The organism is Kitasatospora phosalacinea (assembly GCF_000716545.1).
Taxonomy (GTDB): Bacteria; Actinomycetota; Actinomycetes; order Streptomycetales; family Streptomycetaceae; genus Kitasatospora; species Kitasatospora phosalacinea.
Genome location: NZ_JNWZ01000054.1, coordinates 54,189 through 72,571 on the forward strand (window position 1 = coordinate 54,189; position 18,383 = coordinate 72,571).

11 protein-coding genes and 1 pseudogene are annotated in these 18,383 nt (G+C 72.6%); 4 read left to right on the forward strand and 8 right to left on the reverse strand.

Translation table 11 applies throughout. The features are described 5' to 3' along the window. The first annotated feature begins 123 nt into the window (after window positions 1-123). Together OO48_RS24675 and OO48_RS36620 are read left to right on the forward strand one after the other, a co-directional pair. A complete protein-coding gene (locus tag OO48_RS24675; protein ID WP_033219957.1) occupies window positions 124-786 on the forward strand; it encodes a response regulator transcription factor in 663 nt (220 codons plus the stop codon). 236 nt (window positions 787-1,022) lie between these two features. Further along, window positions 1,023-1,820, forward strand: a pseudogene (locus OO48_RS36620) (sensor histidine kinase); the annotation flags it as partial. A 78-nt stretch (window positions 1,821-1,898) separates the two neighbouring features. Here OO48_RS36620 and OO48_RS24685 read toward each other — a convergent pair. The 6 genes from OO48_RS24685 to OO48_RS24710 form a co-directional block, all read right to left on the reverse strand. After that, window positions 1,899-6,836 carry an NAD-glutamate dehydrogenase gene (locus OO48_RS24685; protein WP_033219960.1) on the reverse strand — a complete coding sequence of 1,646 codons (4,938 nt, stop codon included), beginning with the start codon at window positions 6,834-6,836 and terminating at the stop codon, window positions 1,899-1,901. Between the two features lie 292 nt (window positions 6,837-7,128). Further along, the gene (locus OO48_RS24690; RefSeq protein ID WP_033219997.1) at window positions 7,129-8,712 is read right to left on the reverse strand and encodes an aldehyde dehydrogenase family protein; all 1,584 of its coding nucleotides are present in this window, start codon (window positions 8,710-8,712) and stop codon (window positions 7,129-7,131) included. Between the two features lie 97 nt (window positions 8,713-8,809). Further along, the gene (locus tag OO48_RS24695) at window positions 8,810-9,466 is read right to left on the reverse strand and encodes an HAD family hydrolase (protein ID WP_033219999.1); all 657 of its coding nucleotides are present in this window, start codon (window positions 9,464-9,466) and stop codon (window positions 8,810-8,812) included. Between the two features lie 51 nt (window positions 9,467-9,517). After that, entirely contained in the window at window positions 9,518-10,345 is an 828-nt protein-coding gene (locus OO48_RS24700) for an aldo/keto reductase (protein ID WP_033219962.1), read from the reverse strand. Between the two features lie 32 nt (window positions 10,346-10,377). Then, a complete protein-coding gene (locus OO48_RS24705; RefSeq protein WP_033220001.1) occupies window positions 10,378-11,565 on the reverse strand; it encodes an MFS transporter in 1,188 nt (395 codons plus the stop codon). 174 nt (window positions 11,566-11,739) lie between these two features. After that, window positions 11,740-12,249: a DUF6912 family protein gene (locus OO48_RS24710; RefSeq protein ID WP_033219964.1), complete on the reverse strand. Its 510-nt coding sequence runs from the start codon at window positions 12,247-12,249 to the stop codon at window positions 11,740-11,742. Window positions 12,250-12,577: 328 nt separating this feature from the next. Here OO48_RS24710 and OO48_RS35400 point away from each other — a divergent pair, with 328 nt between their 5' ends. Then, entirely contained in the window at window positions 12,578-13,129 is a 552-nt protein-coding gene (locus OO48_RS35400) for an Rv3235 family protein (RefSeq protein WP_051732692.1), read from the forward strand. 68 nt (window positions 13,130-13,197) lie between these two features. Here the strand turns inward: OO48_RS35400 and secA are convergent, their stop codons facing one another. After that, window positions 13,198-15,978 carry a preprotein translocase subunit SecA gene (secA, locus tag OO48_RS24720; RefSeq protein WP_033219966.1) on the reverse strand — a complete coding sequence of 927 codons (2,781 nt, stop codon included), beginning with the start codon at window positions 15,976-15,978 and terminating at the stop codon, window positions 13,198-13,200. A 219-nt stretch (window positions 15,979-16,197) separates the two neighbouring features. Here secA and OO48_RS24725 point away from each other — a divergent pair, with 219 nt between their 5' ends. Next, entirely contained in the window at window positions 16,198-17,445 is a 1,248-nt protein-coding gene (locus OO48_RS24725) for a winged helix-turn-helix domain-containing protein (RefSeq protein WP_033219968.1), read from the forward strand. Between the two features lie 29 nt (window positions 17,446-17,474). Here OO48_RS24725 and OO48_RS24730 read toward each other — a convergent pair whose 3' ends face one another. Next, entirely contained in the window at window positions 17,475-18,200 is a 726-nt protein-coding gene (locus tag OO48_RS24730) for a response regulator (protein ID WP_033219970.1), read from the reverse strand. Window positions 18,201-18,383: the final 183 nt, after the last annotated feature.

Sequence of the window (18,383 nt, forward strand, 5' to 3'; positions counted from 1 at the left end):
CTCTCCGGTTGCCGCTCCCATTGCAGGTCGGGCGGTGTTGCGCGGGCGTCTGCGTCCGCGCATACGTTTTCGACACGCCCGGTGGTGTCCAATGGCGGGGAGCGTCGAGGAACGGAGCCGTGCGTGCGGGTGCTGGTGGTGGAGGACGAGGAGTACCTCGCCGAGGCCGTGCAGGCGGGGCTGCGGCTGGCGGCGATCGCCTGCGACGTGGCGGGGGACGGGGAGGCGGCGTGGGAGCGGCTCTCGGTGCACCGGTACGACGTGGTGGTGCTGGACCGGGACCTGCCGGGGATGCCGGGCGACGAGGTATGCCGGCGGATCGTCGCGGCGGGGCTGGGCTGCCGGGTGCTGATGCTGACCGCGGCGGCCCGGCTGGACCAGAAGGTCGCCGGGTTCGAGCTGGGCGCCGACGACTACCTGACCAAGCCGTTCGACCTGGCGGAGCTGGTGGTGCGGCTGCGTTCGCTGGCCCGCCGCCCGGCCGGGTCGGCACCGCCGGTGCTGGAGCGGGCGGGCGTGCGGTTGGACCCGTTCCGCCGGGAGGTGTTCCGGGACGGCCGCTACGTCGCGCTGTCCCGCAAGCAGTTCGCGGTGCTGGAGGTGCTGATGGCGGCGGGCGGCGGCGTGGTGAGCGCCGAGGACCTGCTGGAGCGGGCCTGGGACGAGCACGCCGACCCGTTCACCAACGCGGTGCGGATCACCATCTCGGGCCTGCGCAAGCGGCTCGGGGAGCCGTGGGTGATCCACACCGTGCCGGGCGTCGGCTACCGGCTGGACGCGGTGTGAACCGCCCGCGGCGGCTGACCGCGCGGATGCGGCTGACGCTCAGCTACACCCTGTTCACCATCACCACGGGCGTGCTCTGCCTGGCCGTGGTGTACGTGGGCATGCGGTACGTGCCGAACTACCCGCTGATGCCAGCCAATCCGCGCGACCGGGCGGACGCGCCGTCCCGGCAGGAGATCCTGGAGTCGCTGCTGACGGCGTCGGGGTACGCGCTGGCGCTGCTGACGGCGGTCGGGATGGCGGGCGGCTGGCTGGTGGCCGGGCGGGTGCTGCGCCCGCTGCAGGAGGTGACGGCGGCGGCCCGGCGGGCGTCGGACGGCGACCTGGGGCACCGGATCGCGCTGGCCGGGCCGCGCGACGAGTTCACCGAGCTGGCCGACGCGTTCGACGAGATGCTGGCCCGGCTGGAGCGGTCCTTCGACGCCCAGCAGCGGTTCACCGCGAACGCCTCGCACGAGCTGCGCACCCCGCTGGCGATCAACCGGACGATGCTGCAGGTCGCGGCGGCGGACCCGGCGCACCAGGACTGGCCGCGGCTGGTGGCCCGGCTGCAGGACACCAACCAGCGCGGCATCGAGGTCACCGAGGCGCTGCTGCAGCTGGCCGAACTCTCGCACCGGGAGCCCGAGTCGGCGCCGCTGGAGCTGTCGGCGGCGGTCCGCGAGGCGCTGGCCGCGACGGCGCCGGAGGCCGGGGCGCTGGGTGTCGGGGTGCGGGCCGAACTGGACCCCGCACCGACCGTGGGCAACGCGGTCCTGCTCCGGCAGGCGGCCGTCAACCTGGTGCAGAACGCGCTGCGGCACAACCTGCCCGCCGGCGGCGGGGCCGAGGTGCACACCGGTCCGGACGACCGGCGGCCGGGGTGGGTGCGGCTGGTGGTGCGCAACTCCGGCCCGGTGCTGGACGGGGCGCTGGTGACCACCTTGACCGAGCCGTTCCTGCGCGGCGGGGGGCGGACGGCGCAGCGCGATCCGGCGCGGCGCGGCCACGGGCTAGGCCTGGCGATCGTGGCGGCGGTGGCCCGCGCGCACGGCGGGGAGCTGCGGCTGACGGGCCTGCCGGAGGGCGGCCTGGAGGTGGTGCTGGCGCTGCCCGGCCGGACCGTTCCCGTCTCAGCGTCCGTTGCGCAGCAGGGTGCGGATCACCCGCATCGCGACGGAGAGGCTGGACAGCTCGTAGTTGCCCGAACCCCTTATGTCGTCGAGCGTGGCGCGGGCCCGGCTGAGCAGCGTGCTGTTGAGCTCGGCCCAGGCCGAGTAGCGCTCCTCGGGGCTGGACCCGGCGGGCCCGGCGGCGAGCACGTCCGCGGTGAGGGCGGCGTGCGCGGCGAACAGGTCCTCGCGGATCGCGGCGCGGGCCATCGAGGACCACCGGTCGGTGCGCGGCAGGTCGATGACCCGGTCGAGCAGGTGGCTGATCTGGAGCCGGTCCCCGAGGTCGTAGTACAGCTCGGCGACCTCCATCACGTCGGTGCCCGAGCGGTCCGCGACGCCGACGATGTCGAGGGTCGGGAACGCGGAGGACAGGCCGGCGATCCGGGTGGCGAGTTCGTCCGGGACGCCGGCCTCGGACAGCTCGCGGTGGACGGACTCGAACCAGGCGAGGTCCTCTCCGGCGAGCGGCTTGGGCAGCGCGTCCCAGACCTGGTTGACCCGGTCGTGGAAGAACTCGATGGTGTCGGCGATGTCCAGCGGCTGGCGGTTGTTGAGCATCCACCGGGTGGCGCGCTCGACCAGTCGGCGGGCGTGCAGCCGCATCTTGGTCTGGACGCGGGCGGCGACCTTGTTGTCGAGCCGCTCGATCCGGTCCCAGAGCTGTTCCAGGCCGAAGATCGCGCGGGCGGCGGCGTGGGTGCGGGCGATCTCCTCCATGGTCGCGCCGGTCTCCTCGCGGAGCCGGAACGCGAAGGTGCAGCCCCCGCGGTTGATCGTGTCGTTGACGATCAGGGTGGTGATGATCTCGCGGCGCAGCGGGTGGTGGTCGATCTGCTCGGCGAACCGGGCCCGCAGCGCGCTGGGGAAGTACTGGTGGAGCACGTCCCGGAAGTACGGGTCGTCGGGCAGGTCGGTGGCGAGCAGCTCGTCGGCCAGGGTGATCTTGGTGTAGGCGAGCAGCACCGACAGCTCGGGCTGGGACAGGCCGCGGCCGGCCTGCTGGCGGTCGCGGATCTGCTTCTCGGTGGGCAGGTACTCCAGGGCCCGGTCGAGCTGCCCGTTGGCCTCCAGCCGGTTGATCATGCGGGAGTGCACGTTGACCATGCTGGCGGCCTGGGCGACGGCGTTGGCGAGCACGACGTTCTGCGCGTAGTTGTTGCGCAGCACGAGGTGGCCGACCTCGTCGGTCATCTCGGCGAGCAGGGCGTTGCGCTGCTTGACCGTCATGTCGCCGTCGGCGACGACCTGGTTGAGCAGGATCTTGATGTTCACCTCGTGGTCGGAGGTGTCCACGCCGGCCGAGTTGTCGATGGCGTCGGTGTCGATCCAGCCGCCGGTGCCGCCCGGGCCGCCGGTGGAGGCGAACTCGATCCGGCCGAGCTGGGTGCAGCCGAGGTTGCCGCCCTCGCCGATGACCCGGGCCCGGACGTCGCCGCCGTTGACCCGGATCGCGTCGTTGGCCTTGTCGCCGACCTCGGCGTTGGTCTCGGTGGCGGCCTTGACGTAGGTGCCGATGCCGCCGTTCCAGAACAGGTCGACGGGGGCCTGCAGGATGGCCTTCATCAGCTCGGCGGGGGTGAGCTTGGCGGCGTCGGTGCCGAGCCGCTCGCGGACCTGCGCGGAGAGCTGGATGGACTTGGCGGAGCGCGGGTAGACGCCGCCGCCGGCCGAGATCAGCGACCTGTCGTAGTCGTCCCAGGAGCTGCGCGGCAGGTCGAACAGGCGGCGGCGCTCGGCGAAGGAGGCCGCCGCGTCCGGGTTCGGGTCGAGGAAGATGTGCCGGTGGTCGAACGCGGCGACCAGCCGGATGTGCTCGGACAGCAGCATGCCGTTGCCGAACACGTCGCCGGACATGTCGCCGATGCCGATGACGGTGAAGTCCTCGGACTGGGTGTCGACGCCGAGTTCGCGGAAGTTGCGCTTGACGGACTCCCAGGCGCCGCGGGCGGTGATGCCCATGCCCTTGTGGTCGTAGCCGGCCGAGCCGCCGGAGGCGAACGCGTCGCCGAGCCAGAAGCCGTACTGCTCGGCGACGCCGTTGGCGATGTCGGAGAAGGTCGCGGTGCCCTTGTCGGCGGCGACCACCAGGTAGGTGTCGTCCTCGTCGTGGCGCACCACGTCCAGCGGGTGCACGACCTCGCCGGCCACCAGGTTGTCGGTGATGTCGAGCAGCGCGGAGATGAAGGTCTTGTACGAGGCGACGCCCTCGGCCATCCAGGCGTCCCGGTCGACCGACGGGTCGGGCAGCTGCTTGGCGACGAAGCCGCCCTTGGCGCCGACCGGCACGATGACGGTGTTCTTGACCATCTGGGCCTTGACCAGGCCGAGGATCTCGGTGCGGAAGTCCTCGCGCCGGTCGGACCAGCGCAGGCCGCCGCGGGCGACCTTGCCGAAGCGCAGGTGGACGCCCTCGACCCGGGGCGAGTACACCCAGATCTCGAAGGCGGGGCGCGGCGCGGGCAGGTCGGGGATGGCCTTGGGGTCGAACTTCATCGACACGTACGAGTGCCAGCGGCCCTCGCTGTCGTGCTGGAAGAAGTTGGTCCGCAGGGTGGCCCTGATCAGGTGCAGGAAGGAGCGCAGGATGCGGTCCTCGTCCAGCGAGACGACCTCGTCGAGGGCGCCGGACAGCTCCTCCAGGATGCCTTCGGTGAGTTCCTCGCTGCCGGAGCGGTGGCTGGGCGAGAGCCGGGCCTCGAACAGGTTGACCAGCAGCCGGGTGGTGTGGGTGTTGTTGCGGAGCGCGTCCTCCATGTAGTCCTGGGAGAACGTGGAGCCCGCCTGCCGCAGGTACTTGGCGTACGCGCGCAGCACCACGGCCTGGCGCCAGGTCAGCTTGGCGGTGAGGACGAGCTCGTTGAAGCCGTCGTTCTCGGCCTCGCCGCACCAGGTGGCGGAGAAGGTGTCCTGGAAGCGCTCGCGGTCCTCCTCGGTGAGGTCGGTGCCCTCGCGGAGCTTGAGGCCGAAGTCGATCACCCAGGCGGTGGTGCCGTCGGTTCGGCGCAGCGCGTACGGGTGCTCGTCGAGGACCTCGACGCCCAGGCGCTGCAGGACGGGCAGCACCTCGGTGAGCGAGATCGGGCCGCCGACCCGGTAGATCTTGAAGCGGCGCTCGTCGTCGCCGGCGCCGACCGGCTGGTACAGGTTGAGCCGGAAGTCGCCCTCGCCGGTGAGCGACTCGATCTGCTTGAGGTCGGCGACGGCGGTGCGCGGCGGGAAGTCGGCGCGGTAGCCGTCGGGGAAGGCGGTGGCGTACTTGTGGGACAGCTCGGCGGCCCGCTCCTCGCCGAACTCGCTCTGCAGCTGGTCGTTGAAGCCGTCCATCCAGAACCGGGCGGCCTCGGCGAGCCGGTTCTCGATCCGCTCGATGTCGGCGTCGGACAGCTGCGGCAGCTCGGTGCCGGGGGCGACCCGGACGACGAAGTGCAGGCGGGTGAGGACCGACTCGGTGGCGTACACCGTGTAGTCGATGGTGTCGCCGCTCAGCTCGCTCTTGAGGATGTCGGTGAGGGCGAGCCGGATCCGGGTGGTGTAGCGGTCGCGCGGCAGGTAGACGTACGCCGAGTAGTAGCGGCCGTACTCGTCCTGGCGCAGGAACAGCCGCAGCCGGCGGCGCTCCTGGAGGTACAGCACGCTGGTGGCGATCGACTGGAGCTCGGCGGCGGCGGTCTGGAACATCTCGTCGCGCGGGAAGGTCTCCATGATCTGGAGCAGGTCGCGCCCGTCGTGGCTGTCGCCGGAGAAGCCGGCCCCGTTCATGACCTCCTGCACCTTGCGGCGCACCACCGGGATCCGGGTGACCGACTCGGTGTACGCGGCGGAGGAGAACAGGCCGAGGAAGCGGCGCTCGCCGACCGGCTCGCCGGCCTCGTTGAACTTCTTCACGCCGACGTAGTCCAGGTACGCGGTGCGGTGCACGGTGGCGCGGCTGTTGGCCTTGGTGAGGACCAGCAGCTTCTTCTCGTGCGCCTTGGCGCGGACGGGGGCGGAGAGCCGGCCGAACGCCTCGGAGACCGGGTGGTGGTCGGTGTCGTGGCTGAGCGGGTCGGCGCGCAGGATGCCCAGGCCGGTGCCGGCGACCGCCTTGAGCACCTCCTCGCCCTCGTGCTCGACCAGGTCGTACTCGCGGTAGCCGAGGAAGGTGAAGTGGTCGTCGGCGAGCCAGCGCATCAGCTCCCAGGCCTCGCCGACCTCCTGCTCGGGCAGGTGCGCGGGGGGTTGCTCGGCGAGCTCGTCGGCCAGTCGGAGCGCGGAGTCGCGCATCTTCGACCAGTCCTCGACGACCTCGCGGACGTCGCCCAGTACCCGGCGCAGGCCCGCTTCGAGGGTGCGCAGGTCGTCGCGGTCGGTCTCGCGGTCGATCTCGATGTGCATCCAGGACTCGACCACGGTGTCGGCGGGCCAGTCGGTGCCGGCGGCCTGGGCGCGGTTGCACGCGTCGGTGTCGAGGATCTCCAGCAGCTTGCCGGTGATGTCGCGGCGCACGGCGAGCTGGGGGTGCACGACCAGGTGGATGGCGCGGTCCAGGCGGGTCAGCTCGTTGGTGACCGAGTCGACCAGGAACGGCATGTCGTCGGTGACCACCTCGACCACGGTGTGGCCGCAGGACCACCCGTTCTCCTCGACGGTCGGGGTGTGCACCCGGACCTCGGCGGTGCCCTGCGGGCGCTTGAGGCCCAACCGGTAGTGGGAGGCCGCGGCCCCGTACACGTCCACCTGGTCCCGGTTGATGACGTCCTCGGGGGCGGTGTGGAGGTAGTAGTGGTGCAGGTAAGCGGCCAGAGCACCGTTGCTCAGGCCCTCCCCCGGCGCCGCTCCCCCCACCTGGCTGTTCTCAGCGGCTGCTGCTGCTTTCCTGAGCAGGTCGGCCTTGGCTGCGTCCAGCTTGGTCTGCATGGCTGTTTGGCTCCTGTCGCGCGCCGTTGCGTGACTCGGTGATGACTGTGGGTGCACCGCCGGGCCCCGTCGGCAATCCTCCCGTACACGAGGGGTGAAAAGCGCTCAAGGCATGCATGAGTCGCGTTCCGCCCGGGTACGACAGCACGTTTGGCCTGCCTGACCGATAACCGGCGACGTCGTCAGCCTAGCCTGGCGAAACGAAGGTGTCAGGGGACACCGAGGCACAAACCCGCAGGAAGACCGAGCCTTCCTGGACACCTTGTCCAACGCCTTCCCACGACGTCGTCCGTCATTCGGGTGACCACTCCATGTGCGGGTGGACGTAGTCGGTCGGCGGAGTGAACGTCTCCTCCACCGAACGGGTGGACGTCCAGCGGGCCAGGCCGCGGGCCGTGGCCGCCGTGCCGCCGCCACCGGACGGCCCGCCGTTGACCCGCAGGTCGTCCGCGGCGAACCGCAGCCGCTCCACCGCCCCCGCCAGCGCCGACCGGTCCCGGCCGAACACCGACCCGGACGGGCGGCCGTCCGGTTGGTCCGCGCCGACCCGCTCCAGCGCCTCCTCCCAGCGGGCGTCCTCGTACACCCGCACCGCCAGCAGCGGCCCGGCGCACCCGCCGTAGCGGTCGGTGCCGCCGAGCAGCACGGTGGGCCGGACGAACCAGCCGATCGCGTCGTCGTGCTGGCCGCCCGCCAGCACCTGCACCCCGGGGTCGGCCTCGGCCCGCTCGATCGCGCCGACCGCGTCGGCGAACGCCCGGCCGTCGATCAGCGCGCCCATGAAGTTGCTCGGGTCGGTGACGTCGCCGACGGTCAGTTCGTCCACCTCGCCGAGGAAGTCGTCCCTGATCCGCCGCCACAGGCCGCGCGGCAGGTACGCCCGGGACAGCGCCGAGCGGCCCTGGCCCTGGTAGGCGAAGGCGCCGCGGATCAGCGCGGTGCGCACCGCGGCCGGCTCGGCGGAGGGGTGGGCGAGCAGGAAGTCCCCGCCGCCGGCGGTGCCGACGATCCGCGGGAAGCCCCGGTAGCGGGCGATGTTCACGCCGATCTCCCGCCACAGCCGGCGCAGCACCCCGGTGGAGCCGGCGAAGTGCAGCCCCGCCAGCGCCGGGTCGCGCAGCGCCACCTCGGTCACCGCCTGCCCGTCGCCGGTGACCAGGTTGACCACGCCGGGCGGCAGCCCGGCCTCCTCCAGCAGCAGCATCGTCAGGTGCGCGGCCAGGGTCTGGGCGGGCGCGGGCTTCCACAGCACGGTGTTGCCCAGCAGCGCGGGCGCGGTGGGCAGGCTCCCGGCGTCGGCGGTGGAGTCGGCCGGGGTGATCGCGCAGACGAAGCCCTCCAGCGGGCGGTGGTCGGCCCGGTTCCACCCCCCGGGCCCGGAGACCGGCTGCCGGGCCAGCAGCAGCCGGGCCGCGTGCGCGTCGCCGCGCCAGCGGTCGGCCAGCGCGCACACCGCGTCGGCCTCGGCCTGCTGCACGCTCTTGGACTGCCCGAGCACGGTCGCGGCCACCAGGGTCTCCCGCCACGGCCCGGCCAGCAGGTCGGCGGCGCGCAGGAACACCGCCGCCCGCTCGTCGAACGGCAGCTCCCGCCACTCCCGCCCCGCCGCCAGCGCCGCGTCCACCGCGGCCCGCACGTCGGCGGCCGTCGCCGCGCCCAGCACGCCGAGCTTCGCCGCGTGGTGGTGCGGCTGCGCCAGCTCGGTCCGCTCGCCGCCGCCGAGCCGGCGCTCCCCGCCGATCACCATCGGCAGCGAGGTGTGCCGCCCGGCCAGGTCGTCCAGTCTCCGCTCCAGCCCGGCCCGTTCGGGGCTGCCCGGCGCGTACCCCAGGGGCGGCTCGGTGACGGGGGCGGGGACGTTGGTGACCGCGTCGATCGGCATGGTGCTGGGGTGCTCCCTAGGGGCTCGTCGGTACCTGCTGTGTCACTCCCACCCTGGACGCGTCTGCCCCCGCCGCCCGGGCGTGACACGCCTACCGGACGAGTTCCTCCGCCACCGCGACGGCCTCCGCGAGCGAGTCCACCACCGGCACGCCGAGGTGGACCAGCTTCTCCCGGGTGTGCGAACCCCCGGTGTACAGCACCGACTTGATGCCCGCCGCCAGCGCCGCCTCGGCGTCGTCCGCGGCATCCCCGATCAGCACCGTCCGCCCGCGGTCGATCCCGTCGCCCAGCGCGTCCAGGTGCACCGCCAGGTGCCCAGCCTTGCGGCCGCCGGACTCCCCGCGCCGCCCGTCCACCCTGGTGAAATGGTGGGTGATCCCGAACGCGTCCACCGCCGGGACCAGCCTCTCGTGCCCGTACATCGACAGCACCGACTGGCTGTGCCCGGCCTCGACCCACTGCGACAGCAGCCCCTCGACGCCGGGCGTCAGGGCGCAACTCGGGAACAGCTCGCTGTACTTGGCGTCGAACGCGTCGTCCAGCACCAGCCACTCCTGCGCGGTCGGCACCCGGCCCATCAGCCGCTCGTAGAACCGCGGGATCGGGATCTCGTAGTGTGCCCGGTACTCCTCCAACGTGATCGGCGCGACCCCCACCGTCGCGAACGCGGCGTTGCTCGCCCCGACCACGGCCGTCATGTCCGACAGCAGGGTGCCGTTCCAGTCCCAGACTATGTGTGTGCGCACCCGCCAAGCGTACGTGCGGGTCCGGGCCGGCACGCGCGCCTCCCGGGCGGGTCAGTTGAAGGCGTCCGGGTCCGGGCCGGTGCGCAGGCCGCGGTCGGTGGCGGCGATCGCGGCCATGTCCCCGTCGGTGAGGGCGAAGTCGAGGACGTCGAGGTTCTGCCGGATCCGGGCCGGGGTGACCGACTTGGGGATGACCAGGTTGCCGAGCTGCAGGTGCCAGCGCAGCACCACCTGGGCGGGGGACCTGCCGGTGCGCGCGGCGATCGCGGTGATCGCCGGGTCGTCCAGCACGGCGCCCTGGGCGAGCGGGCTCCACGCCTCGGTGGCGATGCCGTGCGCGGCGTGGAAGGCGCGCAGCTCGGCCTGCTGGAGGCCGGGGTGCAGCTCGACCTGGTTGACGGCGGGGACGAGTCCGCCGGCCTCGATCAGCCGGGTCAGGTGCGCGGGCTGGAAGTTGGAGACGCCGGCCGCGCGGATCCGGCCCTCGGCGGCGAGGCGCTCGATGGCCTTCCAGGACTCGGCGTACAGGTCCCGGGCCGGGGTCGGCCAGTGGATCAGGTACAGGTCGACGTACTCCAGGCCGAGCCTGTCGAGGCTGGCGTCGAAGGCCCGCAGGGTGGCGTCGTGGCCCTGGTCGGCGTTCCACAGCTTGGTGGTGACGAACAGCTCCTCGCGCGGCAGCCCGGACTCGGCCAGCGCCTTGCCGACGCCGCGCTCGTTGCCGTAGACCGCGGCGGTGTCGACGCCGCGGTACCCGGCCTCCAGGGCGGCGGCGACGGCCGCGGTGGTCTCCTCGTCCGGGATCTGGAAGACGCCGAAGCCGAGCTGCGGCATCTCGACGCCGTTGTTGAGGGTGACGTTGGGGACGGTGGTGCTCATGTTCCTTCTCCAGTACGGGAATCCGTTGGTTTTCAGTGGTGGAGCGCGGGGACGCGGGCGGCCGCGGGGGCGGCCTTCCCCCGGCGCTCCAGCGCGGCCGAGACCAGCGCCAGCAGCAGCGCGGAGCCGGCCAGCAGCGCGCCCACCCAGTTCGGGGCGGTGTAGCCGTACCCGGCGGTGATCACGGCGCCGCCGAGCCACGCGGCCAGCGCGTTGCCCAGGTTGAATGCTCCGATGTTGACCGCCGAGGCCAGCGTCGGCGCGCCGTGCGCCTGGTCCAGGACCCGCTTCTGCAGCGGCGGCACGGTGGCGAAGCCCAGCGCGCCGATCAGCAGCAGGGTGACGGCGGCGGTGGCCTCGTTGTGCGCGGTGACGGTGAACAGGGCGAGCACGACGGCCAGGCCGCCCAGCGTGGCGAACAGCATCGGCATCAGGCGGCGGTCGGCGAACCGCCCGCCCAGCAGGTTGCCCAGGAACATGCCCGTCCCGAGCAGCACCAGCAGCCAGGTCACCGAGCCCTCGGAGAACCCGGCGACCTCGGTCATCATCGGCTTGATGTAGGTGATCGCGGCGAACACCCCGCCGAAGCCCAGCACCGTCATGCCCATCGCCAGCACCACCTGCGCGTTCTTGAACGCCGCCAGCTCCCGCCGCAGGTGCGCCCCCTCGGGGCGGGGCAGCTCGGGCACCAGCTTGGCGATGCCCGCCAGCCCGACCACGCCGAGCGCGGCGACGGCGACGAAGGTGGTCCGCCAGCCGACCTGCTGGCCGACGAACGTGCCCAGCGGCACGCCGACGACGTTGGCCACGGTCAGCCCGGTGAACATGGTGGCGATCGCCCCGGCCTTCCGGTCCGGCGCGACCAGTTCCGCCGCGACCACCGAGCCGATCCCGAAGAACGCGCCGTGCGCCAGCGAGGCCACGATCCGCCCGGCCAGCATCGCCCCGAACCCGGGCGCGAACGCCGACAGCAGGTTGCCCGCGACGAACAGCCCCATCAGCAGCATCAGCATCCGCTTCCGGCTGATCCTGGTCCCGAGCACCGTCATCAGCGGCGCCCCCACCACCACGCCGAACGCGTAGCCGGTGACCAGCAGCCCGGCGGTCGGGATGCCCACCCCGAAGTCGGCCGCGACCTCGGGCAGCAGGCCCATGATCACGAACTCGGTGGTGCCGATCCCGAAGGCCCCGATGGCCAGGGCGAGAAGCGCGAGGGGCATGACGCCGACCTCCATGTGATTGCCGATGCTCCTTACAGGCTTCGACAATAATTGCAGACACGGATACTTGCAAACGCAACGACCATCGCCGTCGAAGGCCCGCCCCGCGGCAACCGCCCCGGAACGCCGAAGACCCCGCCGGGGCGGGGTCTTCGCGGGAGGGCGGGGCCGGTGTCAGGCGATCAGGCCGGGGATCTCCTGGATCGCGAACCAGAGGAGTTCGTGGTCCTCCGCGCCGTCCACGGTGAACTGGGCGTCCTGGTCGCCGCCGTCCGCGGCGGCGATCGCGCCGGCGGCGGCGTCGACGTCGGCGAGCACGTCCGGGTCGGCGTCGTCGGCGTGCACCGCGGCGGCCTTGGCGAGGCGGACCGGGCCGCCCAGGACGACCCGGCCGAGCGAGGCCTGGTCCTGGTACTCGTCGCCGGGGAACGGCGTCACCGCCGAGTCGGCGACCTCGACGGCGAGGACCACCCGGCGGCGCGGGGCGTCCGGGTCGGCGGCCAGCAGTCGGACGGAGGAGAGCGCCGCCCGGTTCAGGGCCGCGTACTCCAGCTCCTCCAGGTCGTCGCTGACGTACCACTCGCGCAGCGCCGGCGTCACCGCGTAGGCGACGCTCTGCTCCAGGACGCCCTCGGGGTGCGCCACCGCCAGGTCCTTCAACGTGGTCGGCACGTACACGCGCATCGGGGCACCCTTCTGACGGTCTCACTGTGCGACGGGTCAAGAATACGCAGCCCGCCCGACCGCCCGCGATGAGCGGTCCGCCGCCCGCCCCCGTGCGCCGATCAGGTCACCCCCGGCGTCCCCCTACGGGCCGTTCCGGTACCCGACCGACCGTCAACTTCCGCCCCCGCACCCGGCCGCACCGCCCTTGCGGCTGCCGGGCCGCCACCCGTACGGGTGGATTTCCGGGGGCCGCCGGAACTCGGGGAACCCCCTTGGAGCGGTGTCCGCCCGCCCGGTACCAAGGGCGCTGTCAGACATAAGGCACCCACCCCGTCGAGAGGGCACGATGACCGAGCAGCTCACCCGGACGCCCGGCCCCACGATCCGTCCGCTGGTCCGCCCCGTGCCCGCCGCCCGCCGGCCGGTCCGCCACCCGCACCCGGAGCCGCACCCCGAGCCGCCGCGGGGCCCGCACCGGGCCGGGCAGGCCGCCCGCACCGCCCGCAGCCCGCGCGCGGCCTGCGACGGCTCCGGCCCGCCGCACCGGCCCAGGACGGCCGCGCCGGGCGGCGCCGGGCACGCCGAGCTGGCCGGGCGGTTCGCGCACCGGCTGGTGGAGGTGCTGTGCGGAGCCCGCCCGGTGCACCAGTTGCAGCGGCACACCACGCTGCCGGGCTTCCACCAGCTCGCGGCGCTGGTGCGGACCGGCCCGCTGCGCCCGCGCGGCCGCGTCCTGCGCCCGCGGCTGGGCCGGGTGCACGACTGCGCGCCGGGCCCGGGCGCGGTGGAGGCGTGCGTGCGGATCGAGCTCGGGCCCCGGCACCACGTGCTGGCGTTCCGGCTGGAGCGGCACGCCCGCACCGGCCAGTGGCAGTGCGCCGCCGTGGAGACCAGGTGAGGCCGGGAACGCGGCGGGGCGCCACCCCGGGGAGGAGTGGCGCCCCGACGGAACGGCCCGGGTGCGGGTCAGGCCTTGCGGCGCCGACCGCCCTTCGCCGCCTTGGCGGCCTTGCGGCGCTCGGCGCGGGTCAGGCCGTCGCCCTCGGCGGGCAGCCCGTCCTCGTCGAAGTCGCCCTCGATGACACCGCCGCCGATCTCGTCGGACGGGGCGATGTAGTGGAGCTTCTTGCGCTCGGGGGCCTCCAGGCCCTTGGCGCGGATCTCCGGACGGGCCGCCGGGACGGCGGCGTCCTTCTCCAGCTTGTCGAGCAGCACCTGCTCGTCCTCCGGCACCGGAACCTCCTCGACCTGCTGCTCGACCTGGACCTCCAGGTTGAACAGGTAGCCGACGGACTCCTCCTTGATGCCGTCCATCATCGCGGAGAACAGGTCGAAGCCCTCGCGCTGGTACTCGACCAGCGGGTCGCGCTGGGCGTAGGCGCGCAGCGCGATGCCCTCCTGCAGGTAGTCCATCTCGTAGAGGTGCTCGCGCCAGCGGCGGTCGAGCACCGACAGGACGACCCGGCGCTCCAGCTCGCGCATGATCTGCTCGCCGAGCTGGTCCTCGCGGCGGCCGTACGCGGCGGCGATGTCCTCCTGGATGGCCTTGGTGAGGAACTCGGGGGTGAGCCCGCCCTGCTCGGCGGCCTCCTCCTCCAGCTCGTCCAGGTCGAGCGAGACCGGGTAGAGCTGCTTGAGCGCGGTCCACAGCTTGTCGAGGTCCCAGTCGTCCTCGAAGCCCTCGCCGGTGGCGGCGTTGACGTACGCGGCGACGGTGTCGTCCATGAAGTGGCCGACCTGCTCCTGCAGGTCCTCGCCCTCCAGGACGCGGCGGCGCTCGCCGTAGATGACCTCGCGCTGGCGGTTGAGGACCTCGTCGTACTTGAGGACGTTCTTGCGGATCTCGAAGTTCTGCTGCTCGACCTGGGTCTGCGCGGAGGCGATGGCGCGGGTGACCATCTTCGACTCGATCGGCACGTCCTCCGGGACGTTCGCCATCGACAGCACGCGCTCGACCATGCCGGCCTTGAACAGGCGCATCAGGTCGTCGCCCAGCGAGAGGTAGAACCGGGACTCGCCCGGGTCGCCCTGGCGGCCGGAGCGACCGCGCAGCTGGTTGTCGATCCGGCGGGACTCGTGGCGCTCGGTGCCCAGGACGTACAGGCCGCCGATCTCCTGCACCTCCTCCTGCTCCGCCTTGACCGCGGCCTTGGCCTTCTCCATCGCGGCGGGCAGCGCGGCCTCGTACTCCTCCGGGGTCTCCTCCGGGGTGATGCCGCGCTGGGCCAGCTCGGCGGCGGCCAGGTGCTCGGGGTTGCCGCCGAGCATGATGTCGGTGCCGCGGCCGGCCATGTTGGTGGCGACGGTGACGGCGCCCTTGCGGCCGGCCTGGGCGACGATCTGCGCCTCGCGCTCGTGGTGCTTGGCGTTCAGCACCTCGTGCGGGATGCCGCGCTTGCGCAGCTCCTGCGACAGGTACTCGGACTTCTCGACCGAGACGGTGCCGACCAGGACCGGCTGGCCCTTCTCGTGGCGCTCGGCGATGTCCTCGACCACGGCGGCGAACTTGGCCGGCTCCGACTTGTAGATCAGGTCGGGCTGGTCGATCCGCTTGGGGTTCTTGTTGGTCGGGATCGGGACGACGCCCAGCTTGTAGATCTGGTGGAACTCGGCCGCCTCGGTGGTGCCGGTACCGGTCATGCCGGACAGCTTGTCGTAGAGGCGGAAGAAGTTCTGCAGGGTGATGGTGGCCAGCGTCTGGTTCTCGTTCTGGACCTCGACGCCTTCCTTGGCCTCGATCGCCTGGTGCATGCCCTCGTTGTAGCGGCGGCCGGCCAGGATGCGGCCGGTGTGCTCGTCGACGATCATGACCTCGCCGTTGATGACGACGTAGTCCTTGTCGACCTTGTAGAGCTCCTTGGCCTTGATGGCGTTGTTCAGGAAGCCGACCAGCGGGGTGTTCACCGACTCGTAGAGGTTGTCGATGCCGAGGTAGTCCTCGACCCGGGTGACGCCCTCCTCCAGGATGCCGACGGTGCGCTTCTTCTCGTCGACCTCGTAGTCGCGGTCGATCTTGAGGCGCTGCACCAGCTTGGCGAAGTCGTTGTACCACTTGGTGGCCTGGTCCGCCGGGCCCGAGATGATCAGCGGGGTGCGGGCCTCGTCGATCAGGATCGAGTCGACCTCGTCGACGATCGCGAAGTTGTGGCCGCGCTGCACCAGTTCGTCCTGCGACCACGCCATGTTGTCGCGCAGGTAGTCGAAGCCGAACTCGTTGTTGGTGCCGTACGTGATGTCCATCCCGTACTGGCGCTTGCGCTCGGCCGGCGACATGTTCGCCAGGATCACGCCGACCTCCAGGCCCAGGAAGCGGTGCACCCGGCCCATCCACTCCGAGTCGCGCTCGGCGAGGTAGTCGTTGACGGTGATCAGGTGCACGCCCTTGCCGGTCAGCGCGTTCAGGTACGCGGGCAGGGTGCCGACCAGGGTCTTGCCCTCGCCGGTGCGCATCTCGGCGACGTGCCCGTAGTGCAGGGCGGCGCCACCCATGATCTGGACGTCGTAGTGGCGCTGGCCCAGCACGCGCTTGGCGGCCTCGCGGACGGTCGCGAACGCCTCGGGAAGGATGTCGTCGAGGCTCTCGCCGTCGGCGAGGCGGGACTTGTACTCGTCGGTCAGCGCGCGCAGCTCTTCGTCGGTGAGGTTGACGAAGTCCTCTTCGATCGAGTTGACCTGGGCGGCAATCCGCTGCAGCTTGCGGAGGATCTTGCCCTCGCCTGCGCGCAGGATCTTGTCGAAGACGGACACGTGAGCGGGCTCCTTGCCTCATTCGGCTCTGGATGACTGCCGGTGGGGAGTGCACCCCACCGTACGGGCCATCGTATGCGAGGAGCCCGAGCGGCCGGGAGGTCCGTCAGCACGCTATTCCTGTGTCACCCCTGGGAGCACATCGTCCGATGCCGGGTCCAAACGGTCAAAGCGGTTCGCCCCCGGCCGTTTGTCAGTGCCGTCGCCTAGCCTCGCCCCATGGCCGAGACCTCTGCCGGCGCCCCCGCCGGACCGCTTTCCGCACGCTCCGCCGCGCCCGCCGCGACGCCCGCCCCCGTCGCCCGGCTCACCGCCGACCAGGCCCGCCGGATCGCCCTGCGCGCCCAGGGCCTGCTCGGTTCCCCCGACCGCCGGGCGGGCGCCGCGGGCGTGCTGCGCCGGCTCGGCGCCGTCCAGTTGGACACCATCTCGGTGCTGGCCCGCTCGCACGAGCTGGTGCCGTACGCCCGGCTCGGCGCGGTCGGCCGCCGCCCGGTCGAGCAGGCGTACTGGGGGCACGGCACCGCCTTCGAGTACTGGTCGCACGCGGCCTGCGTGCTGCCGATCGAGCAGTGGCCGCTGTTCGCCTTCCGCCGCCGCGCCTACCGGGACAAGGGCCGGGTCTGGGGCCACCGGGTCTCCGCCGAGGCGTACGCCGGGGTGATCGACAAGCTGCGCGCCGAGGGCCCGCTGACCTCCACCGGGCTCGGCGGCGCCAAGCGGACCGCCGAGTGGTGGGACTGGTCCGACACCAAGATCGCCGTCGAGCGGGCGCTCGCCTTCGGCGACGTGGTGGTCACCGAGCGGCGCGGCTGGAAGCGGGTCTACGACCTGGCCGAACGGGCCGTCCCCGCCGAGCTGTTCGAGCAGGACCCGACGGACACCGAGTGCCTGACCCGGCTGGTGGCCCTGGCCGGGGCCGCGCTCGGCGTGGCCACCCGCGCCGACCTGATGGACTACCACCGCCTCAAGGGCCCCCAACTGGCCGCCGCCCTCCCGGAGTCGGGCCTGGTCCCGGTCGAGGTGGAGGGCTGGGGCGCCCCCGCCTGGGCCGACCCGGCGGCGCTGGCCGCCGCCGACTCCGCGAGCGGCTCCGCCGCGGCCCGCGGGCGCCACCGCACCACGCTGCTCTCCCCGTTCGACTCGCTGATCTGGGACAGGCCGCGGACCGAGCGGATCTTCGGCATGAGCCACCGGCTGGAGGCGTACACCCCCAAGCACAAGCGGGTGCACGGGTACTTCGCGATGCCGCTGCTGGCGGCCGGCCGGCTGGTCGGCCGGGTCGACCCGGCCCGGGAGGGCACCACCCTGGTGGCCCGCCAGGTCTCGCTGGAGGCGCCGAAGTTCGTCCCCGCGCTGGCCGAGGCGCTGCGCGAGGCGGCCGAGTGGACGGGCTGCTCGGGCGTCCGGGTGGAGCGGCTGGCGGACGAGTCGCTGCGGCCGGAGCTGGAGAAGCTGCTGGGCTGATCGCCCGGCGGCCCTCGCCCGGCGGGCGCTCAGCCTATTTCGAGGATCTTCTCACGCATCGCGTAGACCACAGCCTCCATCCTGGAGTGCAGCTGGAGCTTCTCCAGGATGTTGCGCACGTGGTTCTTCACGGTGTTCTCGCTGATGAACAGCTCCTTGGCGATCTCCCGGTTGTTCATCCCGGTGGCCACCAGCTTGAGCACCTCCAGCTCCCGGTCGGTCAGCCGGGGCGCGGGCAGCAGCTCCCGGTCGTCCGAGCGGCGCTGGATCATCGACTTGAACTCGGTCAGCAGCTTGGCCGCCATCGACGGGCTGATCTGCGACTGCCCGTCGGCCACCGCCCGGATCGCGGTGGCCACCTCGTCGGTGGAGATCTCCTTCAGCAGGTAGCCGGTGGCCCCCGCCTTGATCGCCTCGTAGAGGTCGGCCTCCTCGTCGCTGATCGTCAGCATGATGATCTTGGCGCTGGGCACCACGTCCTTGATCGCGGTGCACGCCTCGATGCCGCTGCGCCGGGGCATCCGGACGTCCATCAGGATGATGTCCGGCAGCAGGTCGGCGGCCTTCAGCACGGCCTCCGCGCCGTCCCCCGCCTCGCCGATCACCTTGATGTCCGGTTCCTCGGCCAACACGATCTCCAGGCCACGGCGGAACAGCGCGTGGTCGTCCACCACCAGCACCCGGATCGGCTCCGCGCGGTGCGGCGGGAACCCGCCGTCCTCCGGCCCCAGGCCCTCGCGCGAAAGCTGCCCCATCCGGTCCTCCCCCGCCCATCAGGTCACGTCCGACGGCGCCCATCATTCCACGGCCCGGGCCCGCCCCGGTCACCCTGCGCCGCCGAACCGCCCGGCTGGGTGACCCCGCACGCGGCGGTGACCCCGGCGGCCGGTGCGGCCGCCGGGGTCACCCTCCGTCCTCCGCGGGGCGGGCCCGCCGTC

Bases quoted from the DNA above. Each gene is read 5' to 3' on its own strand.
- OO48_RS24685 (WP_033219960.1), bottom strand. From the start codon at position 6,836: ATGCAGACCAAGCTGGACGCAGCCAAGGCCGACCTGCTCAGGAAAGCA.
- OO48_RS24700 (WP_033219962.1), bottom strand. From the start codon at position 10,345: ATGAGCACCACCGTCCCCAACGTCACCCTCAACAACGGCGTCGAGATG.
- OO48_RS24705 (WP_033220001.1), bottom strand. From the start codon at position 11,565: ATGCCCCTCGCGCTTCTCGCCCTGGCCATCGGGGCCTTCGGGATCGGC.
- OO48_RS24710 (WP_033219964.1), bottom strand. From the start codon at position 12,249: ATGCGCGTGTACGTGCCGACCACGTTGAAGGACCTGGCGGTGGCGCAC.
- OO48_RS35400 (WP_051732692.1), top strand. From the start codon at position 12,578: ATGACCGAGCAGCTCACCCGGACGCCCGGCCCCACGATCCGTCCGCTG.
- OO48_RS24725 (WP_033219968.1), top strand. From the start codon at position 16,198: ATGGCCGAGACCTCTGCCGGCGCCCCCGCCGGACCGCTTTCCGCACGC.
- OO48_RS24730 (WP_033219970.1), bottom strand. From the start codon at position 18,200: ATGGGGCAGCTTTCGCGCGAGGGCCTGGGGCCGGAGGACGGCGGGTTC.